The organism is Chryseobacterium formosum (assembly GCF_026460885.1).
In the GTDB taxonomy this organism is placed as follows: Bacteria; Bacteroidota; Bacteroidia; order Flavobacteriales; family Weeksellaceae; genus Chryseobacterium; species Chryseobacterium formosus.
This window is the reverse complement of sequence record NZ_JAOVZW010000004.1, coordinates 142,425-164,280: the sequence shown is the minus strand read 5'-3', so window position 1 is coordinate 164,280 and position 21,856 is coordinate 142,425. Positions and strand designations below refer to the sequence as shown.

At 33.2% G+C, this 21,856-nt stretch carries 20 protein-coding genes and 7 tRNA genes; 10 read left to right on the top strand and 17 right to left on the bottom strand.

Going from position 1 to position 21,856, the window contains the following annotated elements; all coding sequences use genetic code 11:
* Nucleotide 1: 1 nt before the first annotated feature.
* Nucleotides 2-367: a BlaI/MecI/CopY family transcriptional regulator gene (locus OF897_RS05170; protein WP_267264623.1), complete on the bottom strand. Its 366-nt coding sequence runs from the start codon at nucleotides 365-367 to the stop codon at nucleotides 2-4.
* Between the two features lie 329 nt (nucleotides 368-696).
* Here OF897_RS05170 and OF897_RS05165 point away from each other — a divergent pair, with 329 nt between their 5' ends.
* Nucleotides 697-1,266 carry a hypothetical protein gene (locus OF897_RS05165; protein WP_267264622.1) on the top strand — a complete coding sequence of 190 codons (570 nt, stop codon included), beginning with the start codon at nucleotides 697-699 and terminating at the stop codon, nucleotides 1,264-1,266.
* 54 nt (nucleotides 1,267-1,320) lie between these two features.
* Here OF897_RS05165 and OF897_RS05160 read toward each other — a convergent pair whose 3' ends face one another.
* The 8 genes from OF897_RS05160 to OF897_RS05125 form a co-directional block, all read right to left on the bottom strand.
* Nucleotides 1,321-1,557, bottom strand: coding sequence for a glutathione synthase (locus tag OF897_RS05160; RefSeq protein ID WP_267264621.1), 237 nt, complete (start codon nucleotides 1,555-1,557; stop codon nucleotides 1,321-1,323).
* 95 nt (nucleotides 1,558-1,652) lie between these two features.
* Nucleotides 1,653-1,728, bottom strand: a tRNA-Met gene (locus OF897_RS05155).
* 39 nt (nucleotides 1,729-1,767) lie between these two features.
* Nucleotides 1,768-1,840 (bottom strand) — tRNA-Met (locus OF897_RS05150).
* 38 nt (nucleotides 1,841-1,878) lie between these two features.
* Nucleotides 1,879-1,951, bottom strand: a tRNA-Met gene (locus OF897_RS05145).
* Between the two features lie 39 nt (nucleotides 1,952-1,990).
* Nucleotides 1,991-2,063: transfer RNA gene (locus tag OF897_RS05140), tRNA-Met, on the bottom strand.
* A gap of 39 nt (nucleotides 2,064-2,102) precedes the next feature.
* Nucleotides 2,103-2,175 (bottom strand) — tRNA-Met (locus tag OF897_RS05135).
* Between the two features lie 39 nt (nucleotides 2,176-2,214).
* Nucleotides 2,215-2,287: transfer RNA gene (locus OF897_RS05130), tRNA-Met, on the bottom strand.
* Nucleotides 2,288-2,326: 39 nt separating this feature from the next.
* Nucleotides 2,327-2,399 (bottom strand) — tRNA-Met (locus tag OF897_RS05125).
* Between the two features lie 100 nt (nucleotides 2,400-2,499).
* Here OF897_RS05125 and OF897_RS05120 point away from each other — a divergent pair.
* From OF897_RS05120 to OF897_RS05100, 5 genes are all read left to right on the top strand, one after another.
* Nucleotides 2,500-3,111 (top strand): L-threonylcarbamoyladenylate synthase, encoded by a 612-nt coding sequence (locus OF897_RS05120; RefSeq protein ID WP_267264620.1) that lies wholly within the window; start codon nucleotides 2,500-2,502, stop codon nucleotides 3,109-3,111.
* Nucleotides 3,112-3,124: 13 nt separating this feature from the next.
* The gene (locus OF897_RS05115) at nucleotides 3,125-3,832 is read left to right on the top strand and encodes a CPBP family intramembrane glutamic endopeptidase (protein WP_267264619.1); all 708 of its coding nucleotides are present in this window, start codon (nucleotides 3,125-3,127) and stop codon (nucleotides 3,830-3,832) included.
* Nucleotides 3,829-4,587, top strand: coding sequence for a peroxide stress protein YaaA (gene yaaA / locus OF897_RS05110; RefSeq protein ID WP_267264618.1), 759 nt, complete (start codon nucleotides 3,829-3,831; stop codon nucleotides 4,585-4,587). Before OF897_RS05115 ends, yaaA begins: the two co-directional genes overlap by 4 nt.
* Entirely contained in the window at nucleotides 4,587-5,492 is a 906-nt protein-coding gene (gene prmC, locus OF897_RS05105; RefSeq protein ID WP_267264617.1) for a peptide chain release factor N(5)-glutamine methyltransferase, read from the top strand. Before yaaA ends, prmC begins: the two co-directional genes overlap by 1 nt.
* A 95-nt stretch (nucleotides 5,493-5,587) precedes the next feature.
* Nucleotides 5,588-6,037 carry a hypothetical protein gene (locus OF897_RS05100; RefSeq protein WP_267264616.1) on the top strand — a complete coding sequence of 150 codons (450 nt, stop codon included), beginning with the start codon at nucleotides 5,588-5,590 and terminating at the stop codon, nucleotides 6,035-6,037.
* Between the two features lie 73 nt (nucleotides 6,038-6,110).
* On the opposite strand, the gene OF897_RS05095 is transcribed toward OF897_RS05100, so the two are convergent.
* Genes OF897_RS05095 through OF897_RS05080 form a run of 4 tightly spaced genes read right to left on the bottom strand, consistent with a single transcriptional unit; the run spans nucleotide 6,111 to nucleotide 11,751 of the window.
* Nucleotides 6,111-6,764 carry a rhomboid family intramembrane serine protease gene (locus tag OF897_RS05095; protein WP_267264615.1) on the bottom strand — a complete coding sequence of 218 codons (654 nt, stop codon included), beginning with the start codon at nucleotides 6,762-6,764 and terminating at the stop codon, nucleotides 6,111-6,113.
* 5 nt (nucleotides 6,765-6,769) lie between these two features.
* Nucleotides 6,770-9,352, bottom strand: coding sequence for a DNA gyrase/topoisomerase IV subunit A (locus OF897_RS05090; RefSeq protein ID WP_267264614.1), 2,583 nt, complete (start codon nucleotides 9,350-9,352; stop codon nucleotides 6,770-6,772).
* A 3-nt stretch (nucleotides 9,353-9,355) separates the two neighbouring features.
* Nucleotides 9,356-9,838, bottom strand: a complete 483-nt coding sequence (locus OF897_RS05085; RefSeq protein ID WP_267264613.1) for a hypothetical protein — start codon at nucleotides 9,836-9,838, stop codon at nucleotides 9,356-9,358.
* A gap of 29 nt (nucleotides 9,839-9,867) precedes the next feature.
* Nucleotides 9,868-11,751 carry a DNA topoisomerase IV subunit B gene (locus OF897_RS05080; RefSeq protein WP_267264612.1) on the bottom strand — a complete coding sequence of 628 codons (1,884 nt, stop codon included), beginning with the start codon at nucleotides 11,749-11,751 and terminating at the stop codon, nucleotides 9,868-9,870.
* 189 nt (nucleotides 11,752-11,940) lie between these two features.
* Between OF897_RS05080 and OF897_RS05075 the strand changes: the two genes are divergently transcribed.
* Both OF897_RS05075 and OF897_RS05070 read left to right on the top strand, forming a co-directional pair.
* Complete coding sequence (locus OF897_RS05075; protein WP_267264611.1) at nucleotides 11,941-13,089, top strand: methionine aminotransferase; 1,149 nt, start codon at nucleotides 11,941-11,943, stop codon at nucleotides 13,087-13,089.
* Between the two features lie 228 nt (nucleotides 13,090-13,317).
* The gene (locus OF897_RS05070) at nucleotides 13,318-14,187 is read left to right on the top strand and encodes a hypothetical protein (RefSeq protein WP_267264610.1); all 870 of its coding nucleotides are present in this window, start codon (nucleotides 13,318-13,320) and stop codon (nucleotides 14,185-14,187) included.
* Nucleotides 14,188-14,294: 107 nt separating this feature from the next.
* Here OF897_RS05070 and ychF read toward each other — a convergent pair whose 3' ends face one another.
* Nucleotides 14,295-15,386: a redox-regulated ATPase YchF gene (ychF, locus tag OF897_RS05065; protein ID WP_267264609.1), complete on the bottom strand. Its 1,092-nt coding sequence runs from the start codon at nucleotides 15,384-15,386 to the stop codon at nucleotides 14,295-14,297.
* 224 nt (nucleotides 15,387-15,610) lie between these two features.
* On the opposite strand from ychF, the gene OF897_RS05060 reads away from it, so the two are divergent.
* Both OF897_RS05060 and OF897_RS05055 read left to right on the top strand, forming a co-directional pair.
* Nucleotides 15,611-17,734 (top strand): Tex family protein, encoded by a 2,124-nt coding sequence (locus OF897_RS05060; protein ID WP_267264608.1) that lies wholly within the window; start codon nucleotides 15,611-15,613, stop codon nucleotides 17,732-17,734.
* An 8-nt stretch (nucleotides 17,735-17,742) separates the two neighbouring features.
* A complete protein-coding gene (locus OF897_RS05055) occupies nucleotides 17,743-18,285 on the top strand; it encodes an RDD family protein (protein WP_267264607.1) in 543 nt (180 codons plus the stop codon).
* A 58-nt stretch (nucleotides 18,286-18,343) separates the two neighbouring features.
* On the opposite strand, the gene OF897_RS05050 is transcribed toward OF897_RS05055, so the two are convergent.
* The 3 genes from OF897_RS05050 to OF897_RS05040 all read right to left on the bottom strand — a co-directional run bounded on the left by OF897_RS05050 (nucleotide 18,344) and on the right by OF897_RS05040 (nucleotide 21,842).
* The gene (locus tag OF897_RS05050; protein ID WP_267264606.1) at nucleotides 18,344-19,048 is read right to left on the bottom strand and encodes a hypothetical protein; all 705 of its coding nucleotides are present in this window, start codon (nucleotides 19,046-19,048) and stop codon (nucleotides 18,344-18,346) included.
* An 11-nt stretch (nucleotides 19,049-19,059) separates the two neighbouring features.
* Nucleotides 19,060-20,622, bottom strand: a complete 1,563-nt coding sequence (locus OF897_RS05045) for a M20/M25/M40 family metallo-hydrolase (RefSeq protein WP_267264605.1) — start codon at nucleotides 20,620-20,622, stop codon at nucleotides 19,060-19,062.
* Between the two features lie 77 nt (nucleotides 20,623-20,699).
* Nucleotides 20,700-21,842 carry an Atu1372/SO_1960 family protein gene (locus tag OF897_RS05040; RefSeq protein ID WP_267264604.1) on the bottom strand — a complete coding sequence of 381 codons (1,143 nt, stop codon included), beginning with the start codon at nucleotides 21,840-21,842 and terminating at the stop codon, nucleotides 20,700-20,702.
* Nucleotides 21,843-21,856 lie beyond the last annotated feature (14 nt).

The following is a 21,856-nucleotide window of genomic DNA, read 5'->3' as shown; positions in this document are numbered from 1 at the left end:
ATTAGTCTTTGTTTTTTAGTTCATTTAATAGCATTTCAAGATCTTCAACGGTCATTTCGTTTTTTTCAACTAAAAAAGAAACGGCACTTTTGTAAGAACCTTTAAAATAATTCTTCACCAAACTTTTCATAGTCTTTCCAGAATATTGCTCTTTTGTTACCAAAGGAAAATATTCATGCTGTCTGCCGTAGACATTATAATCAACAAATTCTTTATCTTTTAGAACTTTCAGAATCGTAGAAACTGTATTCGTATGCGGTTTCGGTTCGGGATAGAGATCCAAAAAATCTTTTAAGAAACCTTTTTCGAGTTTCCACAAAAACTGCATTACCTGTTCTTCTGCTTTTGTTAAAGTCTGGATGATCATAATATGATTTTTAATTATTGTGATAAAGTTACTAAAAAATCCATATCACTAATAAATTAGTTATACAAATGTAGAATTATTTTTCATTCGAACAACTATTTTTTTAGTGATAAAAATAAAATTTAAATAATAAATTGAAAATCAACATTTTACAAAATATTAAAATATGTTAAATTTTCAATTAACAGAAATATGCTCTAATTATTTATCAGAGAATTGGTGAATTTTAATATAAATTCTTAAAACTTGTTAAAATTTATTAAATAAAATGATTATGAATGTGCTGAAAATGAGAAAATATATTTATTTTAGTGCTTTAAAAATTTCTAATGAAAAGATATACTCTACTTTCTGTTTTAATGCTGTTGATTTTTAATGTAACATCAGCTCAAACATCATCTGTTTTCGGGTCTGTTACAGAAGCAAAAACAAAGATTGAAAACACTGTTCCTTTGGTTTTGGAACATTTGAAAAAAATAAGCGAGTCTCAGAAAGACAATTCAATACTTACTAATGGTACAACTGCACTTAAAAAAGAATATGATGCGGTAGCTTTAGAATTTGATCTTTATAAAGGAAATATGGCAAGTTGCATCGTTAATAAATCTAAGAAAGCAACAAAATGCATGAATTATCACACGCAGTATTTCAAAAATACGTTAGGAAATTACGATAACTTCATCAATTATATCACAAAGAAAAACGGATATTTAGGAGTTGATGATGATAGCGTGAAAAAAGATTTCAAACCAACAGAAATTGCTACTAAAATTGATACTGACTTTACAGCAGCTTCAAAAGCAGTTGGAAGATTGAAAGGAAACAGCAAATCATCTTATTTTGAGCAGGTAAAATCTGAAGATTTTAAACTGGCTCCATTTGAGACGTTGATAAAATAAGAGTTTTTATAATTTATATAAAAGTCCCGCTTCATTGAAACGGGACTTTTTTTGTTATAATTTTTTATATTCGTCTGAAACAACTTTACCATTAAAGGGTTCACTCCAAGCTACGAAAACTCTTTCATCTGTAGATCTCAAAATTTCAGCCTGAATAACTTCATATTCACCGTTCTCATCTTCTCTCTGCACAATAAGATCTACACCTTTACCAATTCCCTGATCAACTTCAACTTTATACCTTTCACCATCCTTAATGAAATCTTCTTTTCTAAATGTCATATCTGCCATAATTATTTATTTTTAATAATACGACAAGCAATTTATAAACCAAAAAAAGCAAAATTTCAAACGCAAAAAAGGAGAACCATTTCTGATTCTCCTGTTGGTAGCGGGGACACGACTCGAACGTGCGACCTCCGGGTTATGAGCCCAACGAGCTACCTACTGCTCCATCCCGCGATATATCTTTATATTTTTTATCGAAAACACTTTGCTTTGTAGCGGGGACACGACTCGAACGTGCGACCTCCGGGTTATGAGCCCGACGAGCTACCTACTGCTCTACCCCGCGGTATATTTTTTAAACGTTTACCGAAAACGTTAAATTAGTAGCGGGAACCGGACTCGAACCGATGACCTTTGGGTTATGAGCCCAACGAGCTACCTACTGCTCCATCCCGCGATATATCTTTATAGTGTTTATCGAAAACACTTTGCTTAGTAGCGGGGACACGACTCGAACGTGCGACCTCCGGGTTATGAGCCCGACGAGCTACCTACTGCTCTACCCCGCGGTATATTTTTTAAACGCTTACCGAAAACGTTAAAATTAGTAGCGGGAACCGGACTCGAACCGATGACCTTTGGGTTATGAGCCCAACGAGCTACCTACTGCTCCATCCCGCGATATATCTTTATAGTGTTTATCGAAAACACTTTGCTTAGTAGCGGGGACACGACTCGAACGTGCGACCTCCGGGTTATGAGCCCGACGAGCTACCTACTGCTCTACCCCGCGGTATATTTTTTAAACGCTTACCGAAAACGTTATACTTAGTAGCGGGAACCGGACTCGAACCGATGACCTTTGGGTTATGAGCCCAACGAGCTACCTACTGCTCCATCCCGCGATATTGGATTGCAAATATACGAATATATTTCAAAACCACAAGCAATCCTTTAAATAAAGGCATATTCTTTGATTAAACCTAAATATTCGTACATTTGTTTATGGCAAAGATTTTAAAAATTTACCCCGACAATCCTCAGGAAAACCTTATTAATGAGGTTATTAAAACCCTGAATAATGGCGGACTGATTATTTATCCGTCTGATACAGTTTATGCTTTAGGCTGTAATATTTTTGACATTAAAGCCATGGAAAAATTGGCTCAGATTAAAAAACAGAAGCTTGAGAAAGCAAAATTCTCTATTATATGTAATGATTTAAGCCATTTATCCGATTTTACAAGACCTATTGACACCTCAGTTTTCAGGTTTTTGAAAAGTCACCTTCCTGGACCGTTTACATTTATCTTAGAAGCCAACAAAAGTTTGCCTTTAGCTTATAAAAATCATAAAACTATTGGTATCCGTGTTCCAGATCATCCGATTCCGCAGTTGATTGTTGAAAAACTAGGACATCCTATCGCTTCAACTTCTATTAAAGATGACGATGAAATAATCGAATATTCTACCGATCCGGAATTAATCGCTGAGAAATATGATCATTTGGTTGATTTAGTTATAGATTCAGGTTATGGAGATAATGTTGCCTCTACAATTGTCGATTTAACTTCAGGCGAACCGGAAATTATTCGTCAGGGAAAAGGAGAAATTTAGAAAGATATTTAAAATGAGTCTGAACGGAAGATATTCTTTAGGCATAATACTCACTTTTGTATTACTTGCCACTTCGATGCTGTATTCTATTCCTTTAATCAATTCTTTTTTTAATTATAAAACGTTAACGACAGATTTATTTTTTTACAACAGACTTTCTCTGTGGTTGGTTTTGTTATTGGTTTTAATTTATAATTTTTTCATCGAAAACAGGTCGTTTTTTGTTTGGGAAGATCGGAAATATTCATTTCTATTTTATTTTGGAGCAGTCATTCTTTTATATTTAATTAGTTTATTTGGAGGAGCTTTTCTTAATGCAATTGTTATTTTTTTAACCAAAGAAAAAGTAAGTGAAAGGCTTATAGAATTTAAAATTTTATTTAAAAACAATTATTTACTCATTATTTTTACTTGTTTAACAGCAGGAATTATTGAGGAATTGTTGATGAGAGCCTACATTCAGCCAAGAATTGAAAAAATATACAATAGTCCGGCTTTAGGAATTATTGTTTCCGCATTATTATTTGCTATTTTACACAGCACATATGGAACGATTGCACAAGTTGTAGGTCCTTTCTTTATCGGGATTGTATTTGCCTTATTTTATAAAAAATATTCCAACATTAAAATTCTGATTATCTGCCATTTTATGTTTGATTTTATCTCGATGATGCTGATGAATTTAGTCGATTTTAAACATTTATCTTTATTAAACCTATGAAAATTATAACCTCTCCTGCCAAATTAATGAATGTAGAAAACTCAACCGATTTTTTGAGAAGTTCTACACCAAAATTCATTGAACAGGCAGAATTGATACAATCTCATTTAAAACATAAATCGCCAAAATATCTTTCAGATTTAATGGAAATTTCGTCAAAACTGGCAGACGAAAACTGGGAAAGAAACCAAAAATGGAAATCTAAACCTACCTCAAAAGAATCTGCACCAGCGATGTTTGCTTTTACAGGCGAAGTGTATCGTGGGCTTGATGCAAAAACTTTAGACAAAAATGCAGTCGATTATCTTCAGAAGAATTACAGAATACTTTCCGGATTATATGGCTTGCTGAAACCTTCAGATAAAGTGATGTTATACCGTCTGGAAATGGGCAGAAATTTTGAGTTTGAAGGAAATAAAAATCTTTATGAATTTTGGACAGAAAAAGTAACAGAATTACTTAATTCTGAAATGAAGAAAAATGAAGTCCTTTTAAACTTAGCGAGTAATGAATATGTAAAAGTGGTTGACAGAAAAAAACTCAATCATCAGGTTATCGACTTTGATTTTTATGAAATGAAAGATGGAAAGCTAAAAACAATTGTTGTTTACACCAAACACGCAAGAGGTTTAGTGGTGAGATTCTGTGCAGAAACAAATGCTAAAAATTTGAATGATGTAAAAGCATTTAATTATGATCGATACAGAATTGATGAAGAAAAATCGACAGATACAAAACTAATTTTCACAAGATAATGACATTATTACAGCTTAAAAAATATTTTTCAGATTCGCTTTCGGAGGTTTATACAGATTCTGAAACAGCATTTATATTTCAGGCTTTTGTGGAGGAAATATTAGATTTAAATTCAATTCAGCAAAGACAATTTTCGGATGAACAAATCTCTTCAGAACACGAAGAAAAATTTAAACAAATCATTTCAGAATTAAAAACCGGAAAACCATATCTGCAGATTTTAGGCGAAACCGAATTTTATGGAATGAAATTTTTTGTTGACGAAAATGTTTTGATTCCGCGTCCGGAAACGGAAGAATTGCTTGAATTTGCCATTCATAGGATAAATCAGCAGTCTGTCATTCTAAATGAAAGGAAGTGTAATGAAGAATCTAAAGATTCCTCGTTCCTTGGAGTAACAAAAAATACGTTAAAGATTCTCGACATCGGAACCGGAAGCGGAATTATTCCTTTGGTTTTAAAAAAACATTTCCCTCAAGCTGAAGTTACTTCCATTGATTTTTCTGAAAAAGCTTTGGAAACTGCTAAAAAGAATGCAAATTTTCACCAATTAGGAATAAATTTTATTAATGCTGATTATTTGAATTTAGATTTAGATAAAAACTTTGATGTTATTATTTCAAATCCGCCCTACATCGGAATGGATGAAGAAAACGAAATTGCAGACTCTCTAAAAGAATTTGAACCTAAAATGGCGTTATTCTCCCCGACTTCTGATGCCTTAATTTTTTATAGAAAAATAGCTGAAGATTCTAAAAAATATCTGAATGAAAATGGACTCCTCTTTTTAGAAATCAATCAGAAATTAGGTCCAGAAACCTTAGAACTATATGAAGATTTTACTCATTCTGAATTGATAAAAGATTTAAGTGAAAATGACCGTTTTATTTTTGGAATTAAATAATATTACGTTCAAAAATTCATATAAAGTTAATTGTAATCCAATTTCGTTTTATTTTTATATTCTTAATTTTATCACACCAAACAAAAATTATATTTATGAAAAATTCAATGAAAAGCGCTCTGCTTGCTTGCGGAGTTTTATTTACGATTTTCAGTTGCAGTACTGATGCAACAACTCTTACGGATTCTGAAATGAATTTTGCTAATAAAAGTGAAAATAGTAAGAAACAACAGACTTATCAGTTAAAAGTAGGTACTACTCAAAACGGAGTAAACACAATGAGTGGAACTTATGACATGGGCGGAATTTATGCAACCGACGTAAATACAGGTGATGTTTATGACGGATATATCACTTATGTTGGTGGTTTTGCAAAATTACCAGGATATTTTAACGATCTTCCTGAAGGAACTTATGAAATATCGGCGTATCAGGGACAAGGAGGTTGGGTTGGTTATGGATCTACTACAATAACCTTAACACCATCTTCAGTTGGACAAGACGGTTATGTGAATGTTTATATCCCAATTGCCTGGGCCGAATAGTAAATCTAAAATAATAAAAAAGACTGTTTTCATTAGAGAACAGTCTTTTTTATTTCAGATGATTTGAAAGAATTTAGTTAATTCTTTTTCTTACAAATATTTCATACGCCAGATAAATCAACGGCAGTGACATAATTCCTATAAATAAAGAATTTTCAATTGCACTTTGAGGCTGAACAATCACAGCATAAACCAACCCAAAAAATGCTCCGCCTAAATGCGCTGCGTGTCCTAAATTATCCCATTGTTTCGGGTTTAACATCATATAAACAGAATATCCAAAATATAGAAGTCCAAAAATAAATCCTGGAATTGGAATAGGTATAAAAAAGAAGTAAATTCCGATACTTGGTTCCATTGCTATTGCCGCAAATAAAATACCCGAAACTCCTCCACTCGCTCCAATTGCAGAATACCACGGTTGTTTTTGGTAAATAAATAATGAAAAAATATTTCCTAAAAGAATAGAACCAAAGTAAATAATAAGAAAACCTACATTTCCGAATCCTTCTAAAATTACCGGACCGAAGAAGTAAAGTGTCATCATATTAAATAACAAATGCATTATATCTGCATGAAGAAATCCTGCAGATATAATTCTGACATATTCTTTTCTATGTTGAATTGCTCCTACATTAAATTTATATTTTTCAAATATTTCTTTATTGTTAAATGCTATAAAACTTATAATTGCTGTAATAGCAATAATTATAATTATGATATTCATATTTTTTAGTTTTCGCTCTCATCACTCTGAAACAGATCTCCGATTGTTCCGCCTTCATCATCTACAGAAGGTGTAAAATCCGGTTCTTCATAAACTTCCGGCTCCTCTTCTTCTGGCTCAGGAATTGTAATGTTGATATTTTTAACTTTAAATTTCGTGAACTGATTTCCGATTGCTTTTATTCCTTTTACGGCAATAAATTCGTCTATATTGATAGACTCCGGATCACGTTCTTTTCCTTTATCTTTTGCAAAAATAATTTCTGCAGTTGTATTATTAGAAACAAGAATTCTTTCGATAAAAGATTTCGGATGTTCCGATGGCATAAAGGTTTGAATATTGGTATTGTTTTCCAGCAAGAATCTTTTGATGAAATAAATATCCTTTTCTCCGTCGTAATAAATACAGGTTATAGGTTGATTTGGTCGCCATTTTTCTAAGATAATATATTCATCATCGAAGCGGTTTCCAAGATCAAAACTTACCAATTTCGCTTCACCTTGAGCATTAATAGTTAAGATTTTATCATCACCTTTAAAATTCCCTAGTAAAGTTCCTCTCACATCGGCATTTAATCTTCTTACGGTATCATCAAACCAGATTTTTCTCGGAGCTAAAGTAGAAACACCTTCTTCCTTTAAATCAACTTTCTTTACAGAATATTTGGTTACCAAATTCCCTTTTGAATCCCTTCCTTTAATGGCTAATTCAGAGAAATCAATTTCCATTTTATTTTTTCTGATTCTTGGATTTGGTTTTAACAAAACAGTTACAACTTCCGCTTCACCATTCGGATTTGCCGAGAAATAAAGCATTTCCGAGCCTTTTATATCCGAACCTAAAGCATAATCTGTATTTCGTGTAACACCGGTTACCGAAAAACGTTTCATATAATAAGGTCCGTCTCTACCTTCACGATAAATCATGTTATAAACAGTGCGTTTATCATTCTTTTTAAAGATGGCAACGTGTTGAATGTCTTTTCCGATGAAAGTTTTAGCCTCCACTTTCACGACTTTCATACTTCCGTCTTTTCTGAATGTAATAATATCATCGATGTCTGAACAGTCAAACAGGTATTGATCTTTTTTAAGCGAAGTTCCAATAAAACCTTCCTCGAAATTGGCATAGAATTTTTCGTTGGCAACGGCAACTTTCGATGCATCAATCGTATCGAAAATTCTTAGTTCCGTTTTACGTTCTCTGTCTTTCCCGTATTTTTTTTGAATGTTTAAATAATATTCAATTGCATAAGCAATAAGATTTGCCAAATGGAATCTTACCTGCTCTATTTTTCCTTCTAGTGCTGCAATATTTTCTTTAAACTTATCTAAATCGAATCTTGAAATTCTTTTAATTCTGATTTCAGTTAATCTTAAAATATCTTCTTCCGTAACTTCTCTTAAAAGGTGTGCAGTATGAGGTTTTAAGCCTACAGCAATTGTTTTTAGAACTTCTTCCCAGCTTTTCACTTCTTCAATGTCATGGTAAATTCTGTTTTCGATGAAAATTCTTTCCAAAGAAGAAAAATGCCAGTTTTCCTGCAATTCGTGAAGCTCGATTTCCAATTCTTTCTTCAATAAAGAAACGGTGTGATCGGTATTCATTTTAAGAATCGTGGAAACATCAAGGAACATGGGTTTATCTCCAACAATTACACAAGCATTCGGAGAAATCGTAACCTGACAATCGGTAAATGCGTATAAAGCATCGATTGTTTTGTCGGGCGAAACTTCGTTGTGAAGATAAATCAGAATCTCAACTTTATCTGACGTATTGTCTTCAATTTTTTTGATTTTAATTTTCCCTTTCTCGTTGGCTTTCAAAACAGAATCAATCAAATCTGTTGTTGTTTTAGAAAAAGGAAGCTCAGAAATCATCAAAGTATGTTTGTCTACCTGAGAAATCTTCGCTCTGGCTCTTACTTTTCCACCTCTGTGACCGTCATTATATTCTGAAACATCAAGAAATCCTGCGGTTAAAAAATCCGGGAAAATTTCAAACTTTTTACCTTTTAAATAGGCAACTGAAGCTGTAATTAATTCATTAAAATTGTGCGGAAGAATTTTTGTGGAAAGTCCAACCCCGATTCCTTCAACTCCCTGAGCCAAAAGCAAAGGGAATTTCACCGGTAAATCAATCGGTTCGTTATTTCTTCCATCGTAAGATTTAGACCATTCTGTAGTCTTTGGATTGAAGACAACTTCCAAAGCAAATGGTGTTAATCTCGCTTCAATATATCTTGCTGCAGCTGCAGAATCTCCGGTGTAAATATTCCCCCAGTTTCCCTGAGTATCGATAAGCAATTCTCTCTGCCCGATTCCGACCATTGCATCGGTAATCGAAGCGTCACCATGTGGATGATATTTCATCGTATTACCGACAATATTCGCTACTTTGTTGTAACGCCCATCCTCCAATTCACGCATGGAATGCATAATTCTACGCTGAACCGGTTTGAAACCATCATAAACAGACGGAATCGCTCTATCTAAAATTACATAAGATGCATAATCCAGAAACCAGTCTTTGTACAGTCCTGAAACTTTTTTTAAGCTTTCGCCTTCGTGAGAGTTGTCTTCTATCATTACTTATTCTTGATGTCTTTTCTCTTTATTAGTTTTTACTACTTTGTTGAGGGATACTTTTAAATCGTTGGCTTCTTTATTTGTTAAATACGAAATTTCATATTTTAAAATCGTCGAGCCACTATTTTTACTCGTAATGGTTATATAGAGTCTCTTTAGAAACAAAACATTTACCATCTCAAACTTAATTAATTTATACTTCGGAAATTCGTCACTTAAAGGTTTATTAATGAACGGGACAATATTTCTGTTTCTAAAATGCAATGCTTCTCCATCGCTGTCATATTCAAAAATTTGCCTTCCGTTTAGGTAAAAAATAATCAGTAATATGACCGGAATTATAATTAAAAAATAACTTTTACCTTCCAGAATATTAAATCTCATTTCATCAAAAATAAAACCTATAATTCCTGCAGATAACATCATCAATAAAAGGGTATTGAAAAAATTATATACAGGTGCTTTTTTCCTGTTACTTAATCTCATCTTGTGTATTTTGTGTTTTTTGTTAAATTTTATGGCTCAACTTCATCTAAAATCTCTTTTTTATTAATATCCTGATCTTCAACAACTAGATTTTCAAGAATGAAAACCTGTCGATCCGGTGTGTTTTTTCCCATGTAGAATTCCAGAAGTTGCTCGATTGTTTGATCTTTTCCGATAACTACAGGTTCAAGGCGAATATCTTTTCCGATAAAATGCTTAAACTCATCAGGTGAAATTTCTCCCAAACCTTTAAATCGGGTAATTTCAGGGTTTTTACCTAATTCATTTAAAGCTTTCACTCTTTCTAATTCAGAATAGCAATATCTCGTTTCTTTTTTATTTCTAACCCTAAATAACGGAGTCTGAAGAATAAATAAATGTCCGTTTTTAATCACATCCGGGAAAAACTGAAGGAAGAACGTAATCATCAAAAGTCTGATGTGCATTCCGTCAACATCGGCATCCGTTGCGATAATTACCTGATTGTATCTTAAATCTTCAAGACTTTCTTCAATATTTAAAGCAGCTTGAAGCAAGTTGAATTCTTCATTTTCGTACACCACTTTTTTGGTCAAACCATAACAGTTCAGAGGTTTACCTTTCAATGAAAATACAGCCTGCGTTTCAACATCTCTGGATTTTGTGATTGATCCTGATGCAGAATCTCCTTCGGTAATAAAAATCTGAGTTTCAGCTTTTCTTTCTGCCTTTTGATCGTTGTAGTGCTGTCTGCAATCACGTAATTTTTTGTTGTGAAGCGAAACTTTCTTGGCTCTTTCTCTCGCTAATTTCTGAATTCCGGAAAGTTCTTTTCTTTCTCTTTCTGAAATTAAAATTTTTCTCTGAATAGCTTCTGCAATTTCAGGATTTTTATGAAGAAAATTATCTAATTTACTTTTTAAGAAATCAATAATAAAAGTACGAACTGTAGGTCCGTTTGGTCCTATATCGTTTGAACCTAATTTAGTTTTTGTCTGAGATTCAAAAACCGGTTCTTCAACATTGATGGAAATTGCTGCAACAATCGATTTTCTTACATCGGAAGCATCAAAACTTTTATTAAAAAATTCACGGATTGTTTTTACATAAGCTTCTCTGAAAGCATTCAAATGTGTTCCACCTTGCGTTGTATTTTGTCCGTTTACGAATGAAAAATAGGTTTCTGTCTGAGATTTATCGGTATGCGTAATCGCCACTTCAATATCATTATCTTTCAAATGAACAATCGGATATAAAACATCACTTTCAAGCTCTTCTTCCAGCAAATCTTTCAATCCGTTTTCAGAATAAAAAGTTTCACCGTTGAAAATAATCTTCAATCCAGGATTCAGATATGCATAATTGCGGAGCATTCTTTCGATATACTCTTTTCTGTATTTATAATGAAGAAAAATTTCAGAATCGGGAGTAAACAAAATTTCGGTTCCGTTTCTGTCTGAAGTTTCTTTTTCATCGTGTTCCTCAGTGATTATACCTCGGCAAAATTCAGCAACCTTCATTCTCCCTTCACGGAAAGAACGCACACGGAAATAATCTGAAAGTGCATTTACGGCTTTTGTACCGACACCATTCAGACCAACTGATTTTTTGAAGGCTTTACTGTCATATTTACCACCGGTATTCATTTTTGAAACCGCGTCAACGACTTTCCCCAAAGGAATTCCACGACCGAAATCTCGAATCATGACTTTTCCGTCATCTACTTTTATTTCAATTCTTTTACCGGATTTCATTCTGAATTCATCAATCGAGTTATCCAGAATTTCTTTCAGCAAAATATAAATACCGTCATCAGCAGACGAACCATCGCCTAACTTACCGATATACATACCGGGACGCAAACGAATATGTTCCTGCCAATCGAGGGTTCTGATATTATCTTCGGAGTAGATAGGTTGTATTTCTTGTGACATATATTATTTCAGCAAACATACAAAAGTACAAAAACGGCGAAAAATATCCGAATTTTTTCGAGTCGTTTTTCTTATATTTTAATGATAAAATTTAAAATTTTTAATCTTATTAATATTCATTTAATTTAACATAAAATTACAGTTCGAAATTTTAAAATTTGCACTAATTTAGATTCATAAAGAATTTAGATGATACAACTTCCTTCTTCGAAACTTCCAAATGTTGGAACCACCATATTTACCCAAATGTCTCAATTGGCAAATCAACATCAAGCCATTAATCTTTCACAAGGCTTTCCTGATTTTGAGACAGATTCCGAATTACTGAATTTAGCTAATGATTTTATTAAAAAAGGATTCAACCAATATGCTCCTTTAGGTGGAATTATGGGTTTGAAAGAGGAAATTGCAAGAAAAATTGAAAATTCTCATAGTGCAATTTATCATCCCGAATCTGAAGTCACCGTCACAGCAGGCGGAACTCAGGCAATTTTCACAGCGATTGCTACATTCATTAAAAAAGATGATGAAGTAATTATTTTTGAACCCGCTTATGATTGTTATGAACCAACCGTAGAACTTTTCGGAGGAATTGTAAAACGTTTCCAAATGAAAGCTCCCGATTATGAAATTGATTGGAATGTGGTGAAAAATTTAGTTTCAGAAAAAACAAAAATGATTATTCTGAACAATCCGAACAATCCTTCCGGGAAAATTTTAAAAGAAAATGATATTCAGGAATTAATAAAAATCGTAAAAGACACGAATATTTTAATTTTAAGCGACGAAGTTTACGAAAATATTGTCTTTGAAGGAAATCAACATTTAAGCATCTGTAAATATCCTGAATTAAAAGAAAGAAGTCTTTTAATCGCTTCTTTCGGGAAACTTTTTCACATCACAGGTTGGAAAATCGGATATTGCGCAGCTCCAAAAGCTTTAACAGACGAATTCAGAAAAGTTCATCAATTCAATGTTTTCTGCGTGAATACTCCACTTCAAATGGCTTTGGGAGAATACATGAAAAATGACGAGCATTATAATCAACTTAATCAGTTTTTTCAGAAAAAAAGAGATTTCCTGAGACAAGGTTTAGCTCAGACTTCATTTGAACTTCTCGACTGTGAAGGAACGTATTTTCAGGCTTTGAAATATGATAAAATTTCAGACAAAAGTGACTTTGATTTCGCCACAGAATTAACCATTCATCATAAAGTGGCAAGCATTCCGTTTTCGGCTTTTTATAAGGATAAATTAAATGAAAATGTAATCAGATTATGTTTTGCAAAGAAAAATGAAACTTTGGAAAAAGCGATTGAGAATTTGGCTAAACTTTAGATAAAAATTGATGGCTTTGAGAATCTCATTCACATCTTTTCACGAGTAATACCTTTCAAAATACAGATTTTATAAATATTCATGAGCTAATTTTAACGTTGCAGAATAATTCAATTTTTATATTTTAATTATTCTGCAGTAAGTATAATAAGTCCAACAAAAATATAGCCCTTTTGGGTGATTGTTTTGAAGCGATATTACCAATACTTTTGAGTAAAATTAACAACCATGAAATCATTATCATTAAAATCGCTGTTCATTATTTTATGTGCAAGTATTAATTTCACTTTTGCACAATCAACTTTTAAAGACAAATATTTACAGTTTTTGGAAGAAACCGCAGTCGTCTCACAAAATGACATCAAAAGCTTTATGAAGAAAAAAGGCTTTTCACTAGAAGATTCTGCTGACAAATTTGACTCTAAAATGTTTTCCTTTAAAAACTCTTCTGATCAAAGTGTTATGGTAGCATATACCAATACCGGCAAATTATATGCAGTAAATTTTAGCATAAAAGGATATATGGACGAAGCAGAAGATGAACTGGAAAGTAAACAATTCAAAATGCAAGATAAATTGCTTAAGAAAAATGGCTATAAATATTTTTTTCTAATTGATGAGTATAAAGATTCAACGAGTGCGATGTTATTCACAGATCAGCACAATTTCAACAAACCTTCTAAAAATGACAGATTGGTAACGGTTGACAAGTTAAAAGAAATACTTGGACAAAGTAATACATCTGTGCAAAAAATATTAACACAGAAAAAATATTTTCATGATGAAGAAATGGATGATGAGAAAGATGGTCGTAAAGAGGAAGTATTTATAGACGTTGATTATGAAACAGAAATCGTTGTAAGTTATAAGAATGGGAAATCTTTTATCGTGGAAGTAGATAACATTACAAAGGATGACTATAATAATATGCTACAATGGCTAAAATCTAACAAGAATGAAAAAATGAAACCGGAAACAGCTATGTTTAAAACAAGAGATTCTTGGGATATCTTTAATGGGGATTATACCGTATTTCTAGCTTATGAGAATGAACCCAACTTCAAACCAGTTAAAATTATTCTACGTAAAAACGACTAATTAAAGATGCTTATTTACAGATATAAACATCATTTCAACAAAGCAAAAGCGCTCTCAAATTCATGAGAGCGCTTTTTAAAATATTATATAACTAACTTTTAATATTTTTAAACATTAAATCTGAAGTGCATCACATCACCGTCCTGAACGATGTATTCTTTACCTTCAACAGAAAGCTTTCCAGCTTCTTTTACCTTTGATTCTGTACCATAAGTAACATAATCATTATACTTAATAACTTCTGCACGAATGAAACCTTTCTCGAAATCCGTGTGAATTACACCTGCAGCTTGAGGAGCCGTCCAACCTTGTCCGATTGTCCAAGCTCTTACTTCTTTTACACCTGCTGTAAAGTAAGTCTGAAGCTTCAATAAATCGTAAGCTTTTCTGATCAAACGGTTTACTCCAGGTTCTGTAAGACCAAGCTCTTCTAAGAAAATTTCTCTTTCTTCGTAAGTTTCCAATTCATTGATATCTGCTTCAATCTGAGCTGCCAAAACTACTACTTCAGCATTTTCATTCTTAGCCATTTCTTCAATTTTCCCAATCCAATCGTTTCCGTTTTTAATTGAATTTTCATCCACATTACAAACGTAAAGAACTGGTTTGTTGGTCAACAACTGAACTTCACCAATAATTGATTTTGCAAAGTCATCCATTGCAAATTCTCTTGCATTTCTACCATCTTCAAGGTGTTTCTGGAGATTTTGAAGTATTTCGTACGTCAATAAATCTTCTTTTTTTCCAGACTTGATGAACTTTTTCGCTTTTTCAACAGCTTTACCCACTGTTTCCAAATCTTTTAACTGAAGTTCAATATCGATAATATCTTTATCTCTCAAAGGATCTACTGAACCCTCAACGTGGATAATATTTCCGTTTTCAAAACATCTTAAAACATGAATAATTGCTTCACACTCACGAATGTTTGCCAAGAATTGGTTTCCTAAACCTTCTCCTTTACTTGCTCCTTTTACAAGACCTGCAATATCTACAATCTCTACAACAGCAGGCAAAACTCTTTCAGGGTTTACCAATTTTTCAAGCTCGAATAATCTTTGATCCGGTACAGAAACCGTTCCTAAATTCGGCTCGATAGTACAGAAAGGATAATTCGCTGACTGCGCTTTAGCATTGCTTAAGCAGTTAAAAAGAGTTGATTTACCTACATTCGGTAAGCCTACGATTCCACATTTCATAACGTTAGATTCAAAGTTTAAGGTTTAAAGTTTAAGGTGATATTACCTTTCACTTTCAGCGTGCAAATATAGTGATTTTACGGTGGAATTCATAATACAATTTTATTTCTTGATAAACATCCGCAAATCATACTTTTCTTTAATGTTTTAAATTAATAATGATAAATATTGCAAATTAAATTATTTCGAAAAAGTCAGTATTTTAGCCATCCCAAAAATATTTCATGAACACTTCAACTTTCATTCAAAACCACGTCAATATATCCGATAAAAGCATTAATGCCACTTTAAAATTATTATCAGAAGACTGCACGATTCCTTTTATTTCACGTTACCGAAAAGATGCAACAGGAAATTTGGATGAAATTCAGATCGAACAGATTTTTAAACTTAATAAACAGTTTGAAGAAATTGTAAAACGTAAAGAAAGCATCTTAAAATCGATTGAAGAGCAAAATGCATTAACCTCAGACTTAAAAACAAGAATTGAGTCAAGTTTTGATATTCAGGAACTAGAAGATTTGTATTTGCCATTCAAAAAGAGAAGAAAAACAAAAGCTGATACTGCAAAAGAAAAAGGGCTTGAACCATTGGCAAAAATCATTATGAGTCAAAACGTTCAGGATTTACAGTTCTTGGTTTCAAAATATATTAATAACGAAGTTGCATCCGAAGAAGAAGCTTTACAAGGCGCAAGAGATATTATAGCAGAATGGATTAACGAAAATATGTACGTTCGTAAAAATCTTCGCCGACTGTTTCAGCGTAAAGCTGTAATCATTTCAAAAGTTGTTAAAGCAAAAAAAGATGAAGAAGGCGCACAAAAATTTTCGCAATATTTCGAATGGGAAGAAAGTTTAAACAGAACTCCATCACACCGACTTTTGGCAATGTTGAGAGCAGAATCTGAAGGTTTCGTAAAAACAAACATCGGAATTGATAAAGATGAAGCTTTAGATTTTATAGAAAATGCCATTATTAAATCTAAAAATGAAAGCGCAGAACAAATTGTTTTAGCCATAAAAGATTCTTATAAAAGACTTCTTGAACCTGCTATTTCTAATGAAACTTTACAGGAAGCAAAGGAAAAAGCAGATAAAAAGGCGATTGAAATATTCTCAGAAAACCTCAGCCAACTTCTACTCGCTCCGCCTTTGGGAGAAAAAAGAATTTTAGCGATTGATCCGGGTTATAAAAGTGGTTGTAAAGTAGTCTGCCTTGATGAAAAAGGAGATTTACTGCACAATGAAACCATTTATCCTCATGCTCCGCAAAACGAAAGCGGAATGGCAATGAAGAAAATCCGTTCGATGGTGAATGCTTACCATATTCAGGCGATTTCTATCGGAAACGGAACGGCAAGTCGTGAGACAGAATTTTTTATTAAGAAAATCGCTTTTGATAAGCCATTACAGGTTTTTGTGGTTTCAGAAGCGGGAGCGTCCGTTTATTCTGCTGGTAAAATTGCGAGAGAAGAATTTCCGAGTTTTGATGTTACGGTTCGTGGTGCGGTTTCTATCGGAAGACGGCTTTCAGATCCTTTGGCTGAATTGGTTAAGATTGATGCAAAATCAATTGGTGTAGGACAATATCAACATGATGTAGACCAGACTCAGTTGAAAAATGAACTGGATTCTACGGTGATGAGATGCGTAAACTCTGTTGGAATTAATTTAAATACGGCAAGTAAATCGCTTTTAAGTTACGTTTCGGGAATTGGTGAAAAGATGGCAGAAAATATTGTGAATTACCGTGCTGAAAACGGTGCTTTTGAAAACAGAAAGCAACTGAAGAAAGTTCCGAGGTTGGGTGAAAAAGCTTTTCAGCAGGCTGCAGCGTTTATTAGAATTACAAATAGTGAGAATCCTTTAGACAATTCAGCAGTTCATCCTGAAGCATACGGAATTGTTGAAAAAATGGCGAAAGATTTAGGCATAAAAACGGATGAACTGATTGCCAATAAAGAAAAAATAAATTTAGTTCAAGCAGAAAAATACCTTACCGAAACCATTGGAATTTTAGGGATAAAAGATATCCTGAAAGAGCTTGAAAAACCAGGATTAGACCCAAGAAGAGCAGCCAAAGTTTTCGAATTTGATCCGAATGTAAAAAAGATTACAGATCTAAAAACAGGAATGATTCTTCCCGGAATCGTCAACAATATTACCGCTTTCGGATGTTTTGTAGATTTAGGAATTAAAGAAAGCGGATTGGTTCATATTTCTCAGTTAAAAGACGGTTTTGTTTCTGATGTAAATGAAGTTGTGAAATTGCATCAACATGTTCAGGTAAGAGTGACGGAAGTTGATGTACAGAGAAAAAGGATTCAACTGAGTATGATTTTATAATTAAAATAATGAGAATTTCGGAGCTGACAGAAAGAAAAACAACCCGCAGAGCAACTCGAAATTTTGATTCGGAAGGCAGGCGTATTTATCAGGAATTTGAATATGAGTTACCTTACAAAGCTGATTTCACAGGTAGTGAAAGGCAAAGAGAATGTGCAAAAGTAATTGATGCAATTCCTTTATTTTTGATTTTCCTTTTCGTTTTTAAACAAACTCTATTTTTCTCATTTTTGTTTTCGATTCCAGCAGTAATAATTGTTGGAAGTGTTACTGAAACAATTTGGGGAACAACTTTAGGAAAGAAATTTTTCAAGATGGTTGTTATTGATGATTTTGGAAACTTTCCTGGTTTTTCTAAATCTTTAAAAAGGAATTTTTTGTGCCTGTCAAACTTCTATCCTTCATTTTCAGAATATACTACGAAAAATGTAGCATTTGGAACTCAAACATTTTTCAGAACAGATTTAAGTATGCACATGAATAATAAATTGTGTACGACTTATATTGTCAAAGAAAGACAACTGTTAGAAATCAAAAAGTTATTAAAATAAAAAAATCCGTTTCAAAATAGATGAAACGGATTTTTTATAAACCTTCTTATTAATCAAACTAAAATTTGAAATCAGATTTTTTAATGTCTTTGTTGTATTTTAAATCTATCAGACTCACAATTTGATCACCATTCTCAGATTTAAATATATTTTTTGAACAGTAGGTAAGCTCTCCAAATTTTTTATAATCTGTACATAAAATGGTTGAAAAAGAACTTTTATTAGGATTCTTTTTTTCCTCTTTCTTCAGTAAGAAACTTTCTGTATCATAATATAGATTTGTAATACTTCCATCTTTTGCAGTAGCTTCTACTTGATTAAGTTTTTCATCTTTATCAGTTTTTATAAACTTTACTTTAAATAATTCAGGGTCAAGATAAGCCACTTCATTCATTATATACTTTCTATCATGCTTATCTTTAAACTCTTCCTGATCTGCAATTTTCTTTTGGCCATTTACAGTTTCATATCCTGTTTTACCATCAAACCAAGATCTGTAAACAATTCTCCCTTCATATTCTATTTCAAAACTTCCCAAGTTTGGAGCCATTTCTTTAGTAATGTAATTTACATTTCTCCCATCCATAATGGTAGAAGATTTAGAATAAAGAGTTTTTATATTGCTTAAAAGTTCTTTTCCTCCAGTAGCATTAATTGATTTTTCAATGATTTCTTTCCCTTTGATTTCCTCTGTAGTTTGGGAAAAAACAAAATTATTTGCCATTATTAAGCAAAAAGTAATTGCCGTGGTTATTTGTTTCATATAGTTTTTAATTATTTATAATCCTTAGAATCTCTTCTCGGTTCTTTTACTTCCGGCCATTTTGAGATTTCACCTTTATCATTTTCAGGCATTGTTCTGCGCTCTCTGCTTGTAAATTCAGAATCTTCAGAAGCCATGTACGCTAAAGTTGCGGTAAGAATCACATTGTTTTTAACCTCATCAAAAACAATTTTATCATATGTGTCTTTCGTAGTGTGCCATGTATAACCGAAATATCCCCAGTTTAATGAGCTTAAAGAAAATCCGGGAACTCCTGCTGCAACAAATGAAGCATGGTCAGAACCTCCTCCACCCGGCATTCCTGGGAAATCTGTTTTGATGTGATCCCTCACATTTTTTGGAACGGCATTCAACCATTTTCCGATGTAGTCGTATGATTTCACAAAACCTTGTCCTGCAATATTTACTACTCTACCCGTTCCATTGTCTTGGTTAAAAACTGCCTGAGTTCCTTTGATAATTTCAGGATTATCTGCTACAAAACCTCTTGAACCGTTCAAACCCTGCTCCTCACTTCCCCAAAGTCCGACAACAATCGTTCTCTTAGGATTCGGATAATATTTTTTAAGAATTCTCATGGTTTCAAGCATTGTTAAAACGCCCGTTCCATTATCTGTAGCGCCTTGAGCGCCATCCCAAGAATCTAAATGAGCAGAAAGAATTACATATTCATTCGGTTTTTCTGAACCTTTAATCATCCCTATCGTGTTGAAAGTTTTTGCATCGGGAAGAACTTTTGATTGAGCGTCAACCTTAATTCTGGGCTTACTTCCTTTTTCAGCCATTCTGTATAATATTCCATAATCTTCCACATCGATATCAAACATTGGAATTTTAGAAGTTTTTGCTCCGAAAATACGGTTAGCTCCCATAATTCCTGTCCAGTTTGAAATCGCAATTCCCGCTGCTCCTGCTTTTTCTAAAGCTTCAGGAAGCGTACTATTATCATACCCAATATTTTTCACATAATCGCGAAAGTCTTTTGAAGCCTGCTCTTTTTCTGCTTTTAATTTTTCGTATAATTCAGGGGTTGCAAACTCTTTGATCTGCTCATCTGAACGACCGATTTTCTGGTATTGAGCCATCAAAACAATCTTTCCTTTTACAGAAGGAAGCCATTTGTCAAACTCTGCTTTAGAAGAAACTTTTGGAAGTACAATAACTTCTGCTTCCACTGCTTTTTTGGTTGCAGGACTCCATGCTAATTGCGTTGCTGACAAAGTTTTTGTTCTTGGATAAACCATATCAACATGCGTTGTTCCTCTTTGCCAACCTTTCCACGTTCCGAATTGCTGTAAATTGGCATCAATTCCCCAAGATTTTAATTTATTGACTGTCCATTCGTTCGATTTGAGCATTTCGGGAGTTCCGACCAATCGAGGACCGATTCCGTCTAATAATTCGAATGCCATATCTTCTAACTGAGAATGATTATTTGTCTCGTTTACAAAACTTTGAACAATAGGATTCAACTTCTGTTCTGATGATTGCGCATTGGCAAACTGACTCGCCAAAACCACTGCAGGAACTGCAAAAAACGTATTTATCTTCATACTTTTTATTGATTGGCATAAAGATAAAGTTATTTAATGAAAATTAAAATTTTGATTATCTACTTTAATTTTCAAATCTATTCCACTTCAAAAATTGCCTGAATTTCCACTGATGAATTCACAGGAATTGAAGGTGCTCCCAATGTTGCTCTTGCGTGTTTTCCTTTTTCGCCAAAAACTTCAACTGCCAAATATGAAGCCGCATTCATCAAATATGCATGTTTCGTATAATCATCTTTTGTATTGAAAATTCCTGTAAGCTGGACGACTTTTTTCACTTTATCTAAATCTCCATTCACAGCGTCTTTCAAGACCGCAATAACGTTCAGCATCGTTTGTTTGGTTGCTTCTTTTACCTGATTTTCATCTACAGAAACGCCCAACTTTCCAGGATTCATAATTTTACCATCTTTCAGAGCAACCTGATTGATAAAAACCAAATTTCCTGATCTTACAAAAGGAGAATAATTTCCTACAGGTTTCGGAGCAATTGGAAGAACAATATTTTTTTCAGCCAAAACCTTTTCTATACTTTTATTTTGTGAAATTTTAAATTCTGAATTTTTTTTAAAAGTTCCTTTTAAAGCGAAAACAATTTTAGCGAAATTCTTTCCTTGTTCAAAAGCAATTTCTTTTTCTCCAACGCTTGGTCTTTCAACATTTTTTACGGAAGCTAAACTTGTTGCACCCAAAACCGTATTTCCCTGCGTAATATTTTTATCAATTTTCTCAACACCACGAATTCCGTTTGAAACCAAAACCATCCCATGAACTGAAAGACTATTCCAAAAAGCCTGAACCGCCAATTCATTTCCTGCTCCACTTCCAGCCGACATAAAAACCGTTGCAGGCATTCCCTCCAAAGCATGATTAGTCCACAAATTCACAGTTTTAGAAAGAAACTCGCTCATTCCCGTACTGATGTTTCCGAAATAAACGGGTGAACCAAAAGCAATTGCATCATAAGAACTCAACTCATCAACTGAAGCAACAGGAATATCTTTAAGTTTTGGATTATCCGATGACTTCACCTGTTTTATAACAGACTGAACGTTACTGTTGTTTTCAATACCTTTTGAAATTTGTTTTGCCAATTCATACGTTCCTCCGTTGTCGGAATGAATCAATACCAAAACTTTTGCTTTATTATTTTGAGCCATAATCGTGTTTGAAATGATTGTTAAAATTAAAACTGCTAAAAATCTGTTGAATGTTTTCATGTAAATTATTTAAG